Below are 18,035 nucleotides of genomic sequence, written 5' to 3' on the forward strand. Positions count from 1 at the left end.
GACAGATGACCCGGTTCCAGCCCAGCCCACGCCCTGAGACGACACCCTGGGACGCACCCGACCGCGCTGACCAGGTCCTGCCCGGCATCTGGCGCGTATCGACACCCAGTCATGGCGGATATGTCCTGTCGGACGAACGCCAGGCCGCGATGCCCGAGGCGCTGCGCCGCGACGATCCTTACTATGAGGAAGACGTCGATTACGCGCTGGTGCTCTACGCCTTCGGCAGCGAGTTTCGCCGCCTGCCCATTCCGGGCATCGCCCTGCAGGTCGAGAACGCGCGCCGTTCGGTGCGCTGCTGGCATCCCGACCGCTGGACCGCGCTGACCGGCGAGGAAGTGTCGATCCACGACAGCCACGTCGTCCGCCGCCGCGCCGCCTATCAGGTGATCATCGGCCAGTACGAGAGCGTCTCGGCGTCGGGTTCCTGGGCGGACTGGGTGCCCGAGGGCAAGGTCGGCTGCGTCTTCCGCCGTGTCGTCAGCGTCGATGCGCTCGGCTTCGCGCGCCACGAGGGCGCGCCGATCCACGGTCTCGTCGACAAGGACCGTTACGAACGCCGCCAGATGCCCGAGACGTTCGAGAGCCTCGACGCGGTCCGCGTCGAAAGCACCGCCCCGATCTCCAAACAGGTCGACGCGAGCGCGCTCGCGCACCTCCTCCCCAGCGCCTGAAAGGACCGCCACGATGAGCGTCTATCTCTATCTGTTCCACGGCCGCGCCACGCCCGACGAGGACGTCGAAGACTGGGGCTGCGAAGGCCCCGCGATCGGACCGCTCGACTATGTCCACACCACCTATGGCAGCGAGGTGAAGATCCGCGGCGCGAAGGCGGTCCTGGAAAAGTTCTTCCCGAATTCGGAAATTCATTTCCACGACGGCTACGGCGAACACGCCATTCAGCTCGCCGGCGACTGCTTGCCCTACGACGGCAAATTCTACGGTGACTGGTCGATCTGCACCGGGGATCGCTTGTGCTCGCCTGCCGCCTCCCGGGTCAAGCCGGTGTGCGACGACTGCGGCAGCGACAACGTCACCAAGGACGCCGTCGCGGCCTGGGATGAGCCCGAACAGGCCTGGGTGCTGCTCAGCACCTACGATTCCACCACCTGCCAGGACTGCGAGCGCGAAAGCGACGACATGCTCGAATGGCGGACGCTCGATGGTGCGCCCGCTCCCGATCCCGACGCTCCCGCCATCCCAGCCAACGATCCGGCGCCCCCTGATGCCGACGCCGCCTGACCCGGAGGACCACGCCATGACCTGTGTCACCCCGATTCGCGCGCCCGAGGCCGCGGACAATCGCGTACCGCTCGGCCATCATTCGACCGGCACGCTCAGCCTCGACCTCGATCGCCTGCTTGCCGGACGCCTGCTCATCCAGGGCAGCTCCGGGGCGGGCAAGAGCAGGACCTTGCGCCGGATCATCGAGGAGGCGTTCGACTATACGACGCTTGCGATCGTCGACCCCGAGGGGGAATTCGAGAACCTCGCCCGCCATATCGGCGCGACCACGATCCGCGCGGTCGAACTCACCGCCGACGGGCTGACGGCCGCGGCGACGCGCAGCCGGCGACATCGGCTGTCGATGCACATCGACCTCACCGACCTCGATCCCGACCAGCGGATCATCAAGGCAGCCGCGTTCTTTGCCGGCCTGGTCGGCGCACCGCGCGAGGACTGGGCGCATACCATGCTGGTGTGCATCGACGAGGGCCATCTGCTCGCACCGCATGTCGCCGGTTCCGCGCTCGATGCCGATGCCCGCCGGCTCGGCGTCGCCACCCTGACCGACCTGTGCGCGCGCGGCCGCAAGCGCGGTCTCGCCCCCGTCATCGCCACCCAGCGCCTCGCGAAGCTCTCCACCTCGGTCGTGTCCGAGCTGCAGAACGTGCTGGTCGGGCTCAACGTCTTCGACCGCGACATCGCGCGCGCGGCCGACCTGCTCGGCTTTCCCGCGCGTGACGCCGACCTGCTGCGCAACCTCGCCCCCGGCGATTTCTTCGCGATGGGTCCGGCGCTGTCGGCAACCCCGGTGCTGGCGCATATCGATCCCACCATCACCGAACATCTCGGCAAGACCCCGGAACTGCGTGCCGCCGCGTCCGTCGATGCCGACGAGGCGGCGAAGCTGCTCGATCTCGCGGGCCTGGCCGAGGTCGCGGACCACGGCCCCGCCATCGCCCTCAAGGGCACGCGCGCGCTCGACGCGTTCCTGCTCGATCCCGCTGCGACCGACGCGGCCGCGATCATGGACGCGCTGAAGCGCATCTCCCCCAACGCCAGCACCGCGCGCGACCTCGCACGGCACCTGTCGCTCGACGCCGAGCGCACCGACCGCGCGCTCAACCTCCTGTCGGCGATCGCCGCGGTCGACACCATGCCCAAGGGCGACGACCGCATCGCCCGCCTGCATGCACGGCTGCGCGCGCGGCTGAGCGACGTCGCCGTGGTGTCGCTGTGACCGACCTCGCGCCCGATATCGTCGAGCTGGTCGCGTGTCCGAAGCTGCCCGAGCCGTGCGGGCGCCTGCGCGAGATGCCGTTCCGGCACGATGCCTGGACCCCCGACGAGATCGCCACGGTCGAACGCATGTTCTGCGACGACGCTGCGATCGACGACATCGTCGCCGCGCTCGGTCGCGGCCGCGCCGGCGTGCGCGACAAGATCGCCAAACTGGGCCTGCGCCGCAATTCGTCGCGTCCGTGGTCGACCGACGAAGACGCATGGCTCACCCGCGAATATGGCCTTCGCCCCACGGCCGATCTCGCTGGAGATCTCGGCCGCGCCTGCACCAGCGTCTATGCCCGCGCGGGCGTGCTCGGGCTGACCGAAGGAAATCCTCCAAAATGGAGCGACTGGGAGGATGCCCAGCTGCGCGCCGGCTACGCGCAGGCGATCCCGATCGCACAGATCGCCACGCTGATCGGACGCCCGCTGTCCGGCACCGCGACCCGTGCCAACGCGCTCGGTTTGCGCCATCCCAACAAGCCCGCTGACTGGACCGAGGCCGAGGCGACGCGGGCGCTGACGCTGGCCGGGGAGGGGCTTCGTTATATCGCGATCATCGACATTCTCGCCACAGAGGGCTTTCCGCGCAGGACCAAGGCTGGCTTCGGGCCGCACCTGCGCAAGCTCGGCTATGGCCGGGGATGGGGCCGCAACTGGACCCCTGACGAAGACACACTGCTCATCCGCGCCTATGCCGACGGGGCAAGCCTGACCCCGCTCACGACCAGGCTCGGCCGCACGAAATGCTCTATCCGCTGGCGCGCCGACTATCTCGGGTTGCGCGGCACACATGCCAACCGCGACGGGTTCCGGGGCGGGCCGGTGTGGAGCGACAATGATCTGGAAAGGCTGCGCGACCTTTACGGCACGATGCCGATGGACGCCCTGGCGACGAAGATGGGTCGCACCAAGGCTTCGCTGTTCACGCGCGCGAACATCCTCGGCCTTGTCCACGGCTATCACCGGAAATGGACCGAAGAGGAGATCCGGGCGCTGCGCATCGCGCACGACTTCGGCGTCGCGCTGCCTGATGTTGCGGCAGCGATCGGCCGCAAATATCCAGCGGTCCACAAATATGCCGAAAAGCACGAGCTTCGCTTCTCGCGTCGCCCGCGCCGCGCAGCCCCCTGGACGCTCGCCGAAATTATCGCGCTCGATCCTTCGGGAACGGGCGTCACCGACCATGTTGCCATCCCCGGCACAATCGATGAGGAAAAGCCATGACGCCGCTTCGCCTCGCCCGCGATATCGCAACCGGCGCGCCGATCGACCGCGACACCCGGCGTGCCCGCCTCCTCGCGGCGCGGCGCTATGCGATCAACTCGGTCCCGCGTCGCGGTATCCTCAGCGGTCACTGGGACGCGGGCACCGTGGTCGGCGCGTTCCGCGACGGCAAGGCAGGCTGACCAGGGCTCGGCCCGATGCGCCGATGAAGGAGAGAGGGAGCGGGGAGGGAAGGCGTGACGGACGCCTGAGCCCTTTTCCAGGAGCGCACTCCCATGATTCCCGCCACCATCGCGACCGCGGTCGCCCCCGAGACGATCGCCAAGGTCACGCGCCTGTTCAACAATACCGCGTTCGACGTCATCTGCGAACTCCTCCAGAACGCGCGCCGCGCCGGTGCGACCGGCGTCGCGCTCGCGCTGAACGGCGCCGGCGCCGAGCACTTCCTGCACATCACCGATGACGGCCACGGCATCGCCGATCCGGTGAGCATCGTCACGCTCGGCCGCTCGGGCTGGTCCGACGAGACGCGCCGCGCCGAAGATCCCGCCGGCATGGGCGTGTTCAGCCTCGCAGGCCGCGACGTCATCATCCGCTCCTTCTCGAAACCCGACCGCCAGGGCTGGATGGCGCATATCCCGGCCTCGGCGTGGGAGACGAGCCGCCCGATCGCGATCGAACCCGATCCGATCATGCGCGGCACCGCGATCACCGTGCGCGTGCCCGACGAGTGGCTGAAGACGCTCGAGCGCGACGTGGCCCGCGCCGCCAAACATTATCCGGTTCCCGTGACCTGGAACGGCGCGGTCCTTCCGCAGGAGGACTGGCTGAAGGACGCGGTCCATGTCGAGGAATGGTACGGCGTGCGCATCGGCGTGTTCCAGAAACACCCCTCGCATTATTCCTCGCGCGACGGACGCCTCAACTTCCACGGGCTGACCATCCCGTGCGACCTGCCGTATGTTCAGGAAGTCGACCGGGGCGGCCACTGGATCGCGCGGGTCGACATCTTCGACGCGCCGCAAATCCAGCTCGTCCTCCCGGCGCGCAAGGAAGTGGTCGAGAACACCGGCATCGCCGCCCTGCGCGATGCGGTCCGGCTCGCGATCTACCGCGCGATCGAGGCCGCGGGGACGCACCGGCTGTCGGCGCATGACTGGCGCGAGGCGCGCTCGCTCGGTATCGCACTACCCGAAGCCGAGCCCTATCTGTTCGCATGGACCGCCTATGCGGCCGACAGCTCGCGCAACTACGAGAGCGGCGCACGCGTGACCGACACCGGCATGGTGCTGATGCCCGACTTCGATGCGCTGATCGGCCAACCCGCGCAGGCGGCGATCGCGAAGCATAATCCGTTCGGTGGTCCGCTGGTCGAGGCCCAGGACGCGTTCAAGGGCTATGGCTGGTACGATATCCTCGCCCGTGTCGAGGATATGCGGTTCCGCGTCACCCAGGGCGACCGCACCTTCATCGTCTCCGACAGCCGCGAAGCCCCCGCCGAGGCGGAAAACGGTTGGGTCGAGGCTATCACGCTCGAGGCGACGATGAGCCACGCCGGCGCATTCATCGAGGTATCGACCGACGCGGATGTCGCCTTCGCACCCGACCAATGGTCGTGCAACTCGGTCGACGAGACGTCCGTCTTCGTCCGCCGGGGCAGCGAAATCACCGCGCTCGGCGTCGCCGACATCCTCGAAAGCGCGATCTTCTATGCCAGCGACGACAGCGATGCCGACAGCTACGATACGCAGCTCGAGCGCTTCCAGGCCGATGCCGCCGAACGAATCATCGGCCTGCTCGAAGGCGACGATGCCGCGCTTGAGAACCGCATTCGCGACAAGCTGGCGGGGCATTATTTCCTCGTCCCCGAGGACCGGACGGTCACCGTCGTCATCAATCGCGACCGGCTCGACGTGACGATCACGCCCCGCGCGGTTCCCGCCGCGCCCAAGGCCGCGGCGGAGGACGCGTGACATGGCGCGCTACAACCACGCCTACACGCTCGCCTTCAGCCTCGTCTCGAACGACGACAAGGGCCACGACGTCGATGCGCGCCAGCTGAAGGCGGCGCTGCTCGCACGGATCGAGAATCTCGACGAGGAGGGTAGCTGGATCGAGTCTGCCGGTGCGCCCTATGACACCTATCTAGAACCGGAGGAGGCGCCATGACCGGCGCGCCAGTTCCGGTCGTGCCGCTGGCGCCGCCGCCACCAGTGGTGCTGGCCTACGGCATCGGCGTCGACAGCACCGCGCTGCTGATCGAGAAGCACGCGCGCGGCGAAGCGCCTGACCTCGTGCTGACCGCCGATACCTCGGTCGAGAAACCGGCGACCTACGAATATCTCGACGTGATCCGGCCCTGGATGCGCGACCGCGGTATCCGTTTCGAGCTGGTCAGCTATGTCCCGAAGCGATTCAAGCACTGGCCGCCCTATTACGGCATCCTCGAGATGTGCCTGACCAATGCCACGCTGCCGAGCAAGTCGCTCGGCGGGTCGAGTTGCAGCCTCAAATACAAGAAGGCGCCGCAGGACAAATTCCTGTCGACCTGGCAACCAGCGGTCGACGCTTGGGCGCGCGGGCAGCGCGTCGTTCGCCTGATCGGCTATGACGCCGGACCGCGCGACACCGCGCGCGCCAACCATGCGCTGTCGATCGACGATCCGCTGTACGACTGCGAGTACCCCTTGCGCGAATGGCGATGGGACCGGCCCGACTGCGTCGCCCGCATCCAGGCCGAGGGTCTGCCGGTGCCACCCAAATCGGCGTGCTGGCTGTGCATCGCCAACCATCCGAGCGAAATCCGCGGCCTCCCGCAATGGTGCCTGCGACTCATCGTGCTGGTCGAGGCACGCGCCGCCCCGCGACTGCACACGGTCGAGGGCCTGTGGCGCAGATCGACCCGCGCGCGCCCGGGATCGATGACCGCCTTCATCCGCGACGAGCACCTCCTGCCGGCTGACGAGATCGACCGGATCATCCGCGATGCGCCGCTCGACCTCATCCGGTTCCAGGATGTCGCGGCCGTCATCCCGCTCGGCGAGCGCCCGACGATGGGCGACTGGCTCGACCGCTTCCATGCGGCCTTTCCCGAACGAGGCCGGGGACGAAGCGACGCGCTCGCCGCCTGAAGTCCCCGCCACCATCGCTATCGACCAAACGGAGGATCATCACATGATTTCGACCGCCACCGAAACGCGCCTCGAAGCCGTGGCCAGGCTCAACGACCGTTGCCGCCAGGGGTTCGACCGCACCGCGAAGATCGTCATGACGCGCGCGTGCCTCGGCGCGCTGTCGAACGGCACGCTCGCCTCGGAAGCCGTCGCCCAGGCGCATGTCCTGCAGGCGCTGCGCCGCTACACTTTCCCCGCCGACTGTCCCGAGCGCGATCGCGGCCAGTTCGAGCTGTCAGGCGAGACGATACACTTCCGTATCGATTATTATGACGTGGCGCTGGAATGGGGATCGGAAGACCCCGCCGACGCCAGCATCACGCGCCGTGTTCTCACGCTCATGCTGCGCGAGGATCTGTGATGCGTATTGTCGGAATGGCCGACAGCTATCAGCTAGCTGGCCGCTAGACGATGACGATCGAGATCATCCTCGGCCTGCCGCATCTCGCAAACGGGCCTATCCTTCAGCGCGCGGTCGCGCTGCAAGCACCGGTGCTGATCTCGGCCAATTGTCTGTCGCGCTGGCGCAAGGCCGATGGCTGGCGCGAGTGGTCGGGATGGCGCACCGGAACGCTCGCCAACGCGCGACCGCTCGCCAGCGTCGACCTCGATTCCGCCGGTTACACCATGATGGTCCGCTATGGCGGGCTTCCCTGGAGCATCGCCGATTACATGGCGCTCGCCGCGTCATGGCCGTTCCGACGCATCTCGTCGGTCGATTACTGCTGCGAAGAGGGCGTTGCCCACGACCGCGAGGAAGTGCTCGACCGCATCGCGCGCACCACCGCCACCAACCGAGAATGCTTTGCCCGCGCCGACGACTTGGCCATCCGCGACCGGCTGATGCCCGTGCTGCAGGGCCGCGTGCCCGACGACTACGTCCGTTCACACGACGCGATCGGCGGTCTGATCCTGCCCGGCACCGTCGTCGGCATCGGCAGCATGTGCCGGCGACCGATCCACGGTCCCGAAGGGCTGATCGCCGTCGTCGAGCGGCTGACCCGCATCCTGCCGATCGGCGTCAAGGCGCACCTCTTCGGGGTGAAAGGCGATGCCCTGCCGTACCTCACGCCGTTCGCACGCTGGATCGCCTCGATAGACAGCCAGGGATGGGGCGTAGGCGTGCGACAGCACGCGCTCAGGCATCGCATCGCCAAGACCGACGCGCTCGGCGCCGACTTCATGGAACGCTGGTATCGCACGCAATGCGCGCGAACGCTCGAAACACCGCGACACCTGCCCGAGGCCGCGGCGTCTGCTCCACCGCCACCAACCGCCGACCCCTGGGAACGCGCGATCGCGCAGGCTCGCGCCGAGATCCGCGCCCTGATCGAGAGCGGCGATCTCGATCACGATGAGATCACCACCGGATGGATCGAGACCTGGGCGGCCGAGATCTACGCCGACGCGGCCTGACGGAGGTAACCATGCTCACCGACCGCTCCCAGCGCTGGCGCGACCGGCGCAGCTTGTTCGTTGCCGGCGACAGCGTGATCGACCCGCGCCGCTACGCCGTCGATGTCGTCGCCCATGATACTGCCCGCGCATTCCTCGCCGACCATCATTACCTCCCGCGCTATCCCGCCGCCCAGCTCGCCTGCGGGCTGTTCGGTCCGGGCGACCCGGGCAGATCCACGTTGGTCGGTCTCATCGTGTTCGGCGTGCCGGCGACCGGCGCGGTCATCACCCGGCACACCGGCTATGCCGATCCCGCTCGGGGCTGCGTACTGCAACGGCTCATCTGCCTGCCCTCGGTCGCCGCGAACGGCGAAAGCTTCTTCACGTCGCGCGCCTTCCGCCTCCTGCGCCTCGCCAAGCCCCGGATCGACGCTGTCGTCAGCTTCTCCGATCCCGCCTTCGGCCATTGCGGCGTCGTCTATGCCGCGCTGTCGGGCGCCTATCGCGGCCGCACGAGGCCGCGGACGGTGCTGCGCATCGCCGGCGAGACGATCTCGGAGAGAACGCTGTCGAAGATCCGCAACCTCGAATCCGGCCATGCCGGGGCGATCGACCAGCTGGTGCGGCTCGGTGCGCCGAGGCCGGAGGCGCACGAACACCCCGCCGACTGGCTCGCGCGGCTCCGTGCCGACAATCTGCTCCGCCCGCACCGGCAAAGCCCGCTATTCACCTATTGCTTCGAGCTGACGCGCGACGCCCGGCGCACCGCGCGCGATCTGCCCCGGCTTGCCTATCCGCGCCGGAGCGACGCGATCCGCGAAATCCTCGCGGCATGATCCCCGCGCCAGCGGCGCGAGGGAAGGGGAGCGGGAGCGGGCGGCATGTCACCGACATGCCGGAAGGAGCACCGCCCGTGGATATCCATCTCGCCATCGCCAGCGTCCAGGCCGACGCTGCCCGCATCGCGCGCTACACCGATCGACGCGACCGTTTCCTCGATGCGCTGGACTGGTCCGCGCTCGACGAACAGACCGCGCGCGAGGCCGCGATGCTCGACGATCTGCTCGCCGGCGATCTCGCCGACGCCGCGCTCTACATCCTCTGGCTGGAAGAACGCCTCGCCAGCGGCGAAACCGATGTTCCAGGCGTTCTTCGCTTCTACCCGCACCCGCGCCCCTGGCACGGCGAGTGGATCTCGCTGCACTGACCCTGAAAGGATCGCCATGAGCCGCCACCAGTTTCCCGGTATCGAACCCGGCACCAGCGTCAGCATCGGGTGGGACCGCCCGCTTGGCACCTTCTTCGTCCAGGTGCTGCGCCCGCACCCGCATCTCACGGGTGAGGACGAAACCGTCGCATGGCATGGCGCGCACCCCGGCGAGCTGACCACAGCGGCCGCCGCGGTCACCATCGCCTCACGCTGGGCCGATCTTCCCGCCGATCTCGCGATCACGCTCGAGACCGACCGGCTGATGACCCTCGGCCAGTCCGATGGCGAGGCGCAGATCGCCATCAAGCGCCGCTTCTTCGGCGACTGAGTACCCGACAAGAAAGGGGAGGGGGATGGGGCGCGTCGATCAATGACGATCGACGGAGAGCCCCATGCCATATTTTATCGATCTCGGTGCCGGTCCCGCCGAGGAGGATTGCGCGCAACTCGGCCAGTCGCCCAACTTCGACAGCCTCAACCGCCTCGAAATCGCGGTCTACAAGTCCGCGCTGATCGCACGCTACGGCCCGCCGCCCCCGGGATGCCGCCTCGCCGGCCTGTCCAACCGACACGATTTCGGTCGCTATGTCGAACTCGTCCTCCATATCGAGAACGAGCTCGACGAGGCCGTCGCCGACTATGCGACACGCGTCGAGGAGGGACTCGCCACCTGGCGCGAGGCGGGCTTCACCGCGCCGGTCGAGTATAACGGCGAGACGCCCACCATCGTCCATGCCGATCCGGCCGATGCCGTCATCAGCGCGCTGCTGATTACCCGGCCCGGGCCGAACGGTCTTTTCCCGATCCCGGATTTCGCGGTCCTGCACGGCAATCTCACGCAGGCTTACCCCGCCGAGGCCGCGGCCGCCAACGCGCGTCTCGCCGAGGCCGCGGACGCCTGAGCGCGACCGCACAGAGCGATTTCCCATCATTTCGGAGCATTCCCATGGCGAACACCTACACCAAGGCCGCGTTCACGCTGACCATGAGCCACGCCGACGCGGCGTTGCTAACCATTGCCGAACAGGCAGTCGATATCCTCGACACCAACGGCGACGATGCCGACCTCGCCCACGAATATGACGCGCTCGATCCCGCGTTTCACGCCGTGTTCCCGGCGAAGGGGCCGATGAAGTTCGAAAGCTTCCTCGAGATATTCGACGATTGGCATTTCCCTTATCTCGACTGCGCGATCGACATCGACTGGAAAGGCGAAGACGGGAACGCGCGCGTATTCTTCAGCGGCGATCAATTCGGCGTCGAACAGGTCGCCCAGCTCATCTTCCGCGCTTGCAAGTCCGCGCTCCCCTGCGGGTTCGCATGGATCTCCGACTGCGACCGGCTGCGCCCCGGCGAGTTCGGAAGCGGCTGCGTCATCATTACCGACGCGGGGCTGACGTTCCACAGCACCCAGGACATCCTCGATCGCGCCGCGCGCAGCGCCGCAGCCGATCCCGACACCCATGGTCACGAGGGTCGCTTCGGTTTCGTGCTCGCCTCGCGCGACCAGGACGGCCACGCCGTCTTCTGGAACAACGACGACGGCTTCGGGGCACTCGCCAGCGCGACCGTGTTCTCGAAAGCCGAGGCCCGCGCACACGATCCGGTCATCGCCAACGACGAACCCGAGTGGCTGGCGCTGCCAGCGCCGCTCGCGGCCTGAACGGCCATGTTCATCGACATCGGACGCGGCCTGGTCGCCGGCCTTCCGGCCCTCGCCCTGCCGCCCGCCATCCTCGACGCGGTCGAACGCGGCGCATGGATCGTCTTCAACCTCTCGGGCGGCAAGGACAGCTCGGCCGCGATGTTCGCGGTCAACCTGATCCTCGATGCGCTCGGCCATCCGCGCGAGCGGCGTATCGCCATTCACGCCGACCTCGGCCGTGCCGAATGGGACGAAACGCCCGCGACGGTCGAGGATCTCGCGGCCCACGCCGGCGTCCCGCTGACGATCGTCCGGCGCAACGCCGGCGACCTGTTCGACCGCTGGGCCACGCGCTTTGCCAACGGCAAGGCGCGCTACGAGGCACTCGAAACCTATAATCTGATCGGTCCCTGGTCATCCTCGGCGCTGCGCTTCTGCACCTCAGAGATGAAGGCCCATGTCATCGGGCCGCACCTCGCCAGACTGCTGCGCGGCCAGACTATCATCAACGTGCTGGGACTGCGCCGCGACGAGAGCATCGCTCGGTCACGCACACCCGAATGGAAAGCAGACGCGCGCTACGCCGCTGCCGGCAATCCGCACGGCACCGCGATGATGCTGTGGAACCCGATCGCGCACTGGACGACACCACAGGTCTTCGCCGCGCACGATACGCTCGGCATCCCGCTGCACGTCGCCTACACCTGTTACCAGTCGTCACGACTGTCGTGCCGCTTTTGCGTCCTTCAATCGCTCGGCGACGCCCAGGCATCGGCTTCGGCACCGGCGAACCGTCCCGCGCTGCTCCACCTGGTCGGCCTCGAGGCGACCTCAACCTTCTCGTTCCAGCCCGCACGCTGGCTCGCCGACGTCGCACCGCGTCACATACCGGGTAATTTGAGGAACCGGATTTCCCTCGCCAAGGCCGATGCCGCCGAGCGGCGACGGCTCGAAGCCGCGATGCCGCCCGACCTGCGCTACGTCAAAGGCTGGCCGCCGCGCATTCCCACCATCGAGGAGGCCGGCATCATCGCCGCGTCCCGCGCACCGATCCTCTCGCGGCACGGTCTCGCCGATCTCTATCCCAATGCCGGCGCGGTGCGAGACCGCTTTTCCGACCTGATCGCGCTGAAGCGTGCCGCCTGATCCAGAGCAAGGAGCTTTCATCATGCCCGATATCACCGATCTCCCCGTCATGACGCGCGCCGACGCGATCGCCGCGGGCTTCGCCGGCTACAACGACGTGCCGCACAAACCAATCGACGTGCCCGACGGCGCGTTCACGATCACGGCGAAGACCAGCGAGGGTCGCCGCGTCACCTTCTGCTTTCTCGAATCCACTTATGGTGGCCCGCCCCGCTTCATCGACATCCAGTTCCACGACCGCGGCACCACGATCCCCAACGCCGATAACGGGGTATCACCCACCTTCAACGCGTTCGCGATCACGCGTGGCGGCAAGTTCGTCGCCGACAGTCGACCGCTCGACGAAGAGATCAAGCCCTCGATCCTCGTGCTGATGCTCGACAAGGCCGGGGAAGAACCCGCGCGATCCGCGACCAACCCGGCGCCGATGTCGGACATTGACCTCGCTGCGCTGCTGACACGCGCGGCCGAAGTCGTGGCTGCGCCCGACAGCCGGATCGCGTCGCATCGCAACACGCTTGCCGGCCAGCTCATCGCCGAGGCCGCGATCAGGCGGGCGCGCCCGTCATGACCACCCCCTCGCGCAGCGACGGGATGCACGTCGCCCATACCGCAACGGGCTGGGTCGTGTTCGACAACAGCTTGTCACACCCCTCTCGCCTCTCGGGCGCCTATCCGTCGCGCGCCGCGGCGACCGCCCGCAAGCGGGCGCTCGCGCGTGCGCTGCGCCACCAGCGTCCCGACGAAGCACCGGACGTCTGAGGAAGGGGAAGGGGGACCGGCTGTTATGAACCGGGAGGATCATCCGACCCGGTGACAACCGGAGCTGACCCCATGCGCAGCATCCTCGCCTTCTACGAAATCGACCGTGCCTGGGGCGGCCCCGAGGAAGGGGGATGGTGTGCGCCGTTGTGGCGCGAGAAAGGAGTGCGTCTGATGACGTGATGCTTGTTGGCAATGGCATCTGCCCACCGAGCTTACCGGTGCCCTCGGGCTGAAACTTCGAAAGGAGAACGGGACCATAGCATGCTCGGAAAAGGCCCAAAGTGAATAGTCGCATTGAAGCAACGGGTCAGGGCAAGACGGTTATGGTGAACGCTACACTGCGTGAAGCCCAATCTCTCGCGGCCTAAACCCTTGGCGGCGAGGAAAGCGACTGAAACCCCGCACCGACGCGTCGGGTCCACTCTACCAGCTCGGACCCGAGAAGCGGCCAAGTCCGTACCATCGACTTGACCGGCCAACCTTGTCGGCGTGACCTCCTTCGGAGGACTAGAGATGAAAAGGCCACCTAAGACCGTTAGCTTATCTCCTTTCACGCGTAACTACGGGACCGCCTGTAGCTGGTCGAGTTATCGACCTGTATGGCGGCGGAGCCGCAATATTACCCGAACACCCGGCGTAATTGCCGGGACAGCCCTTGCCTCGGTGAGGGACGGTCGGCCGTATAAGTTCGGGGTGACCCGAGCGAAAGCGCAACCGAGCGGGGGAAGTGCGGCAGCTTCGATCCAGCATCGAACCAGGGCGGAGGTCTGCTGATGCAACCCTGTGCCGCCTTGAAAAGGCTGGAATCACTTGGAACGATTGCCTTGACCGGCAAACGTGTGAACGGTGTGTTCCGACTGCTGCTATCCCGCTCCTTGTGGGTGGAAGCTTTGGGCCGCATCCAACAGAACCGTGGGGCAGAGACCCCCGGCATCGACCGTGAGGCCGTAACCGATCTCGACGAAAGCCGGATCGATGCGGTGATCGCGCAACTCTCGGCGGGCACGTATCGCCCGCAGCCGGTCAGGCGCGTCCACATCCCCAAGACCAACGGTAAAACAAGACCGCTCGGCATCCCGACTGCAACCGACCGACTGGTGCAGGAAGTGGTCAGGATGATCCTGAACGAAGTCTATGAACCGATCTTCTCTGATCGGTCACACGGCTTTCGACGGGGGCGGTCGTGTCACACGGCGCTCGACCATGTCCGCAAGACATGGAAGGGCGTGAAGTGGCTGATCGAAGTCGATGTCGAAGGATACTTCGACAACATCTCTCACGAGAAATTGTTGAGCCTGCTTGAACGTCGCATTGATGATAGGCGGTTTACCGCTCTCATCAGTGCGATGCTGAAGGCAGGGTATCTGGAGCAGCAGCGTTTCCACGAAACCTATAGTGGCACGCCGCAAGGAGGCATCGTCTCGCCTCTGCTCGCGAACGTCTACCTGCACGAGCTTGACCATTATGTGGAAGGGCTCGTCGCTGGCTTCGACAAGGGTGCCCAACGTCGCAAATCGGCGGAATACAGGCACCTTCAGCGCCGTTCCGAGTACGCCCGGAAGCGCGTGGCTGCGCTGCGTGACAAAGGGCAGGTTGATGAAATCCAACCATGGCTGGACCGAATAAAGGAGACGCTCGCGGCGATGCGCAAGCTACCCGCGACGGACCCGTTCGATCCAGACTTTCGACGCCTTCGCTACGTCCGGTACGCCGACGACTTCCTTCTGGGGGTTATCGGCAGCCGGGCCGAGGCCGAAGAGATCAAGGCCGCCATCGAGGGCTTCCTCGCGAGCGAGCTTGAGCTCCGAACGTCCCCGTTGAAAAGCGGGATCCGCGAGGCTCGGAAGGGAGCAAGGTTCCTTGGCTACGACGTGCGCACTCGCACGGCGTCCGACCGGCTCGTCAAACAACGGGCACGGACGGGCATCGTCGCAGTCAAGCGGACGGTGACGGATCAAATTCAGTTGCTGGTCCCGCGCGACAAGGTGCAATCGTTCAGCCAGAGGCACGGCTATGGTCAGTTCGACTTGGGACGGGCTGTGCACCGTCCGGGCCTGCTTCACATGGATGATGCGGAGATCGTCAAGGTCTACAACGCCGAACTTCGCGGCTTTGCAAATTACTATGCCTTGGCCGTGGATGTGAAAGGCGCACTCAACAAGCTCGAGTTTCTCTGGCGCGGTAGTCTGTTCAAGACGCTCGCGCACAAGCATCGGACAAGCCTAATGGCTTCGCTCCGGCGCCTCAGGGTTGGCCCGGGCAGGTACGTAGTGCGTATCGGCGTTGGGAGGGATGAGAGGAGGATCGCGGTTTGGCGACTGGCGGAACTCGATCGTAGGCCGGTGTTCTGGCCGTCGGTCGACAACACGCCTCGCACGGAAGCTCTTCGGTTAAGCAGGACCAACCTGACTGACCGAGTGCTCGCCCAAGCATGCTCCGCATGTGGCGGCACCGATGGACCGTTCCATCTTCACCACAGCAACCCCGTGCGTCGCATGAGGGATGGGCCGGTGTTCCGGAGGCTTCACGCCGAACGGGCCCGGAAGACGAGGCCGCTTTGCGCGCCCTGTCATCAACTCCTTCATGCAGGGAAGCTGCCGGACTTTCGTTCTACAGTGCCCGGAGCGGAGAGCCGGATGCAGTGAAAGTTGCACGTCCGGTTCGGAGGGGGGCAGTGGGGTGTTCTCTCGTAGACGCCACCCTGCCTACCCTACGGTACGACACCGGCACCTTCGTCCGCGTGATCGCCCTCCATTACCACGACGAGGCCGCGGTCGCGGCGATGCGCCGCGCCAACCGGCTGCTCGAGCGCCTGCAGCGGCATCGCCCGCCGGTGGATTCGGCTGCCTACACCGGCGGACGCTTCCGCGCCTTCAGCTTCTCCGGCCTCCCGCCCACGCGGTTTCCCGCACGTCGCCCGGAATATTCCTGACCCAGCAGAAAGGGACCAGCCCATGTATCGCGTCCATTATTTCGACACCAGCGAAGCCGCGCATGACGCCTGTCTCGATGACGGTCCCTGCATCGAGGAAGGCGACGTTCTCGCCATCCTGTCGGAGGGCGTCATCGGTCTCGCCTCGACCGATCCGATCGCCGTCACCCTCGACCCCGGCGCACTGCGCATCGTCCGCCCGATGGCGATGGACGTGCTGCTAGCAGAACTCGTCCACGGCGCCTCCCAGATCCGCCGCGCGGTCGCGACCGCCCTCCTGCACCATTTGCCCGTGCAGCCCCATTTCCTCGCCTTCGTCGCGCCGGCGCTGCCCTATCCCTATCCGCAGACCGTCGTCGCGCTCTCGTTCGACGATATCATGCTGACGATCGATGCGATCCACCACCGTATCACGGCGCTCGAACGCCGGTTGGGGACACTCGAATCCGACAGCGCGCACGCCTTCTTCCTGCAACGCTCGATCGATCATCTGTCGGCCGCCCGGAAGCGCCTCATGCGACATCCGCGACCGCCTCGCTGAACGGCACGGCATCGCCTCGCGACGATGCCGGCACCGGCTGCGCCGGAAGGAGAGAGGGACCGGATCGGCATCCTGGACATGGGGTCCGGGCATTTTGCCGAAAGGTCACGATCATGTGCATCGATCCCAACGCCGAGCCCGTCGCCTTCGCGCTCGACACCAAACTCTGCCACCTCCTGCCCACGCTGACCGAGCCGCACCGCGAAGCCATCGCCCAGGATCTCGCGCGCACCGCCATCTTCATGGCGACCGCAATGGCGGCCGACATGGCGCAGGACGCGGTGAACGGCCTCGTGCCGATCCCGAAGATGCCGACGCTCGGCAAGCCGCCCGCACCCGCGCTGGTCCCACAGGCGCAAACGCCGCGCGATACCGTGCTGCTGACCCCCGCGGTCGCGCCCGTCGTCACGATCAAGGCCAAAACGACCGACGTCACCGTCGCCGGCTTCGACCAGCGTCAAGGCTACACGTTCGGGATCGACAACAAGTCCGACCGGCTGATCGACATCCGCCACGCCGGCAAATGCTGGTGCATCGATCCGAGCGACGAGGCGACCGACGTCGTCAGCCGCGCGATCGGCGCGCTCGCCGCGGCGCACGCCGATATCGGCACCGCGCTCACCGACCAGCTCGCCCACTGAGCACCGACATCGTCCGCCTGCCGCACGATCCACCGTCCGCGTGAAGACGCGGTCGGTGAGGGGCGCTCATCGCGCCCTGCCCGGCCGAAGGGCCGGGGAGGGGAGGAGGATTGAAGATCGGTGTCGAGGACATGGGGTCCAGCACGACATCACAGGAGACACGTCATGAACATCGGTCAGATCAAGCAGAACGACGCGGGCATTTTCATGGGCCGCATTTCCACCCTCGCCGTCGCGATGACGATCGCGCTCAAGCCGGTCCAGTCGTCCAACCCGCGCGCGCCGCGCTACGAGATCCACGCGCTCACCCCGGGCCGGACGTGGGTGCAGGTCGGGGCGTTCTTCGAACTCACCTCGAACAACACCGGCGAGGCGTTCCTGAACGGCCGCATCGACGATCCGTCGCTCGCCGCGCCGCTGCAGGTCTCGGCCTTCCGCCAGGACGACGGCTCGTACAACGTCGTGTGGCAGCGCGCCCAGAAGCGCCGCGATGTCGGTGCCGCGCTCGGCGTCAAGGCGGATGACGATCTGTCGCCGCCGTTCGGCGCCGATGGCGGCCCGGTCGGCAACGGCCCCGATCACGATGCGGGCACCACCGACAACGGCCTGGGCGAAACCACCGCCCCGGTCGAGGAGCCGGTCGGCAAGGGCCGCGGTCGCCGCCAGCGCGTCGCCGAGGACGCCTGATCCACCCCCGGTGCCGTGCACTCCCTCACGGCACCGCATGGCGCACGGGCGCGCCCCCTTTCGCTCCCGCACGCCGAAACTCGGGGCAACGCCGGCACACGGCGTCGCCCTTTTTTTGCTTCATGGGCTCCAGTCCCGATTCAACACCGTATCGGATCGATA

The 18,035-nt window shown here is 66.9% G+C and carries 23 protein-coding genes; all 23 read left to right on the forward strand.

The genetic code is table 11. The features are described from left to right. The first annotated feature begins 5 nt into the window (after positions 1-5). The 23 genes from FFS35_RS15450 (at position 6) to FFS35_RS15560 (ending at position 17,873) form a co-directional block, all read left to right on the forward strand. Positions 6-674, forward strand: coding sequence for a hypothetical protein (locus FFS35_RS15450; RefSeq protein ID WP_035386547.1), 669 nt, complete (start codon positions 6-8; stop codon positions 672-674). Between the two features lie 13 nt (positions 675-687). Then, on the forward strand, positions 688-1,242 hold the full coding sequence (locus FFS35_RS15455; protein ID WP_062126489.1) for a hypothetical protein: 555 nt from the start codon (positions 688-690) through the stop codon (positions 1,240-1,242). Positions 1,243-1,258: 16 nt separating this feature from the next. After that, a complete protein-coding gene (locus FFS35_RS15460; protein ID WP_010408937.1) occupies positions 1,259-2,464 on the forward strand; it encodes a DUF87 domain-containing protein in 1,206 nt (401 codons plus the stop codon). Continuing rightward, positions 2,461-3,735: a hypothetical protein gene (locus FFS35_RS15465; RefSeq protein ID WP_024310654.1), complete on the forward strand. Its 1,275-nt coding sequence runs from the start codon at positions 2,461-2,463 to the stop codon at positions 3,733-3,735. Before FFS35_RS15460 ends, FFS35_RS15465 begins: the two co-directional genes overlap by 4 nt. Continuing rightward, positions 3,732-3,917, forward strand: a complete 186-nt coding sequence (locus FFS35_RS15470) for a hypothetical protein (protein ID WP_024310655.1) — start codon at positions 3,732-3,734, stop codon at positions 3,915-3,917. The genes FFS35_RS15465 and FFS35_RS15470 overlap by 4 nt, the downstream gene beginning before the upstream one ends. Before the next feature lie 93 nt (positions 3,918-4,010). Beyond that, positions 4,011-5,708: an ATP-binding protein gene (locus FFS35_RS15475; protein WP_062126492.1), complete on the forward strand. Its 1,698-nt coding sequence runs from the start codon at positions 4,011-4,013 to the stop codon at positions 5,706-5,708. Position 5,709: 1 nt separating this feature from the next. Beyond that, entirely contained in the window at positions 5,710-5,904 is a 195-nt protein-coding gene (locus FFS35_RS15480; RefSeq protein WP_062126497.1) for a hypothetical protein, read from the forward strand. Further along, positions 5,901-6,866: a hypothetical protein gene (locus FFS35_RS15485; protein ID WP_062126500.1), complete on the forward strand. Its 966-nt coding sequence runs from the start codon at positions 5,901-5,903 to the stop codon at positions 6,864-6,866. Before FFS35_RS15480 ends, FFS35_RS15485 begins: the two co-directional genes overlap by 4 nt. Positions 6,867-6,909: 43 nt before the next feature. Then, complete coding sequence (locus FFS35_RS15490) at positions 6,910-7,269, forward strand: DUF3768 domain-containing protein (RefSeq protein WP_062126565.1); 360 nt, start codon at positions 6,910-6,912, stop codon at positions 7,267-7,269. A 50-nt stretch (positions 7,270-7,319) separates the two neighbouring features. Beyond that, a complete protein-coding gene (locus FFS35_RS15495) occupies positions 7,320-8,324 on the forward strand; it encodes a hypothetical protein (protein WP_062126503.1) in 1,005 nt (334 codons plus the stop codon). 11 nt (positions 8,325-8,335) lie between these two features. Then, the gene (locus tag FFS35_RS15500) at positions 8,336-9,142 is read left to right on the forward strand and encodes a hypothetical protein (RefSeq protein ID WP_062126506.1); all 807 of its coding nucleotides are present in this window, start codon (positions 8,336-8,338) and stop codon (positions 9,140-9,142) included. 77 nt (positions 9,143-9,219) lie between these two features. Continuing rightward, the gene (locus FFS35_RS15505) at positions 9,220-9,513 is read left to right on the forward strand and encodes a hypothetical protein (protein ID WP_010409087.1); all 294 of its coding nucleotides are present in this window, start codon (positions 9,220-9,222) and stop codon (positions 9,511-9,513) included. 16 nt (positions 9,514-9,529) lie between these two features. Then, a complete protein-coding gene (locus FFS35_RS15510; protein ID WP_010409090.1) occupies positions 9,530-9,844 on the forward strand; it encodes a hypothetical protein in 315 nt (104 codons plus the stop codon). Positions 9,845-9,908: 64 nt separating this feature from the next. Further along, positions 9,909-10,418: a hypothetical protein gene (locus FFS35_RS15515; protein ID WP_010409093.1), complete on the forward strand. Its 510-nt coding sequence runs from the start codon at positions 9,909-9,911 to the stop codon at positions 10,416-10,418. Positions 10,419-10,462: 44 nt separating this feature from the next. Continuing rightward, entirely contained in the window at positions 10,463-11,179 is a 717-nt protein-coding gene (locus FFS35_RS15520) for a hypothetical protein (protein WP_062126508.1), read from the forward strand. Between the two features lie 6 nt (positions 11,180-11,185). After that, entirely contained in the window at positions 11,186-12,307 is a 1,122-nt protein-coding gene (locus FFS35_RS15525; protein WP_010409098.1) for a phosphoadenosine phosphosulfate reductase family protein, read from the forward strand. 22 nt (positions 12,308-12,329) lie between these two features. After that, positions 12,330-12,878: a hypothetical protein gene (locus FFS35_RS15530; protein WP_035386550.1), complete on the forward strand. Its 549-nt coding sequence runs from the start codon at positions 12,330-12,332 to the stop codon at positions 12,876-12,878. Continuing rightward, on the forward strand, positions 12,875-13,069 hold the full coding sequence (locus FFS35_RS15535; protein WP_010409103.1) for a hypothetical protein: 195 nt from the start codon (positions 12,875-12,877) through the stop codon (positions 13,067-13,069). The genes FFS35_RS15530 and FFS35_RS15535 overlap by 4 nt, the downstream gene beginning before the upstream one ends. Positions 13,070-13,896: 827 nt before the next feature. Further along, positions 13,897-15,717, forward strand: a complete 1,821-nt coding sequence (locus FFS35_RS15540; protein WP_231729953.1) for a reverse transcriptase domain-containing protein — start codon at positions 13,897-13,899, stop codon at positions 15,715-15,717. 29 nt (positions 15,718-15,746) lie between these two features. Then, a complete protein-coding gene (locus FFS35_RS15545; protein WP_062126511.1) occupies positions 15,747-16,004 on the forward strand; it encodes a hypothetical protein in 258 nt (85 codons plus the stop codon). A gap of 22 nt (positions 16,005-16,026) precedes the next feature. After that, on the forward strand, positions 16,027-16,545 hold the full coding sequence (locus FFS35_RS15550; RefSeq protein WP_010409110.1) for a hypothetical protein: 519 nt from the start codon (positions 16,027-16,029) through the stop codon (positions 16,543-16,545). A gap of 113 nt (positions 16,546-16,658) precedes the next feature. After that, on the forward strand, positions 16,659-17,186 hold the full coding sequence (locus FFS35_RS15555) for a hypothetical protein (RefSeq protein WP_033967159.1): 528 nt from the start codon (positions 16,659-16,661) through the stop codon (positions 17,184-17,186). A 165-nt stretch (positions 17,187-17,351) separates the two neighbouring features. Then, entirely contained in the window at positions 17,352-17,873 is a 522-nt protein-coding gene (locus FFS35_RS15560) for a DUF736 domain-containing protein (RefSeq protein ID WP_033967161.1), read from the forward strand. Positions 17,874-18,035: the final 162 nt, after the last annotated feature.

This window comes from Sphingomonas sp. 3P27F8, from assembly GCF_005502745.1.
Lineage (GTDB): Bacteria > Pseudomonadota > Alphaproteobacteria > Sphingomonadales > Sphingomonadaceae > Sphingomonas.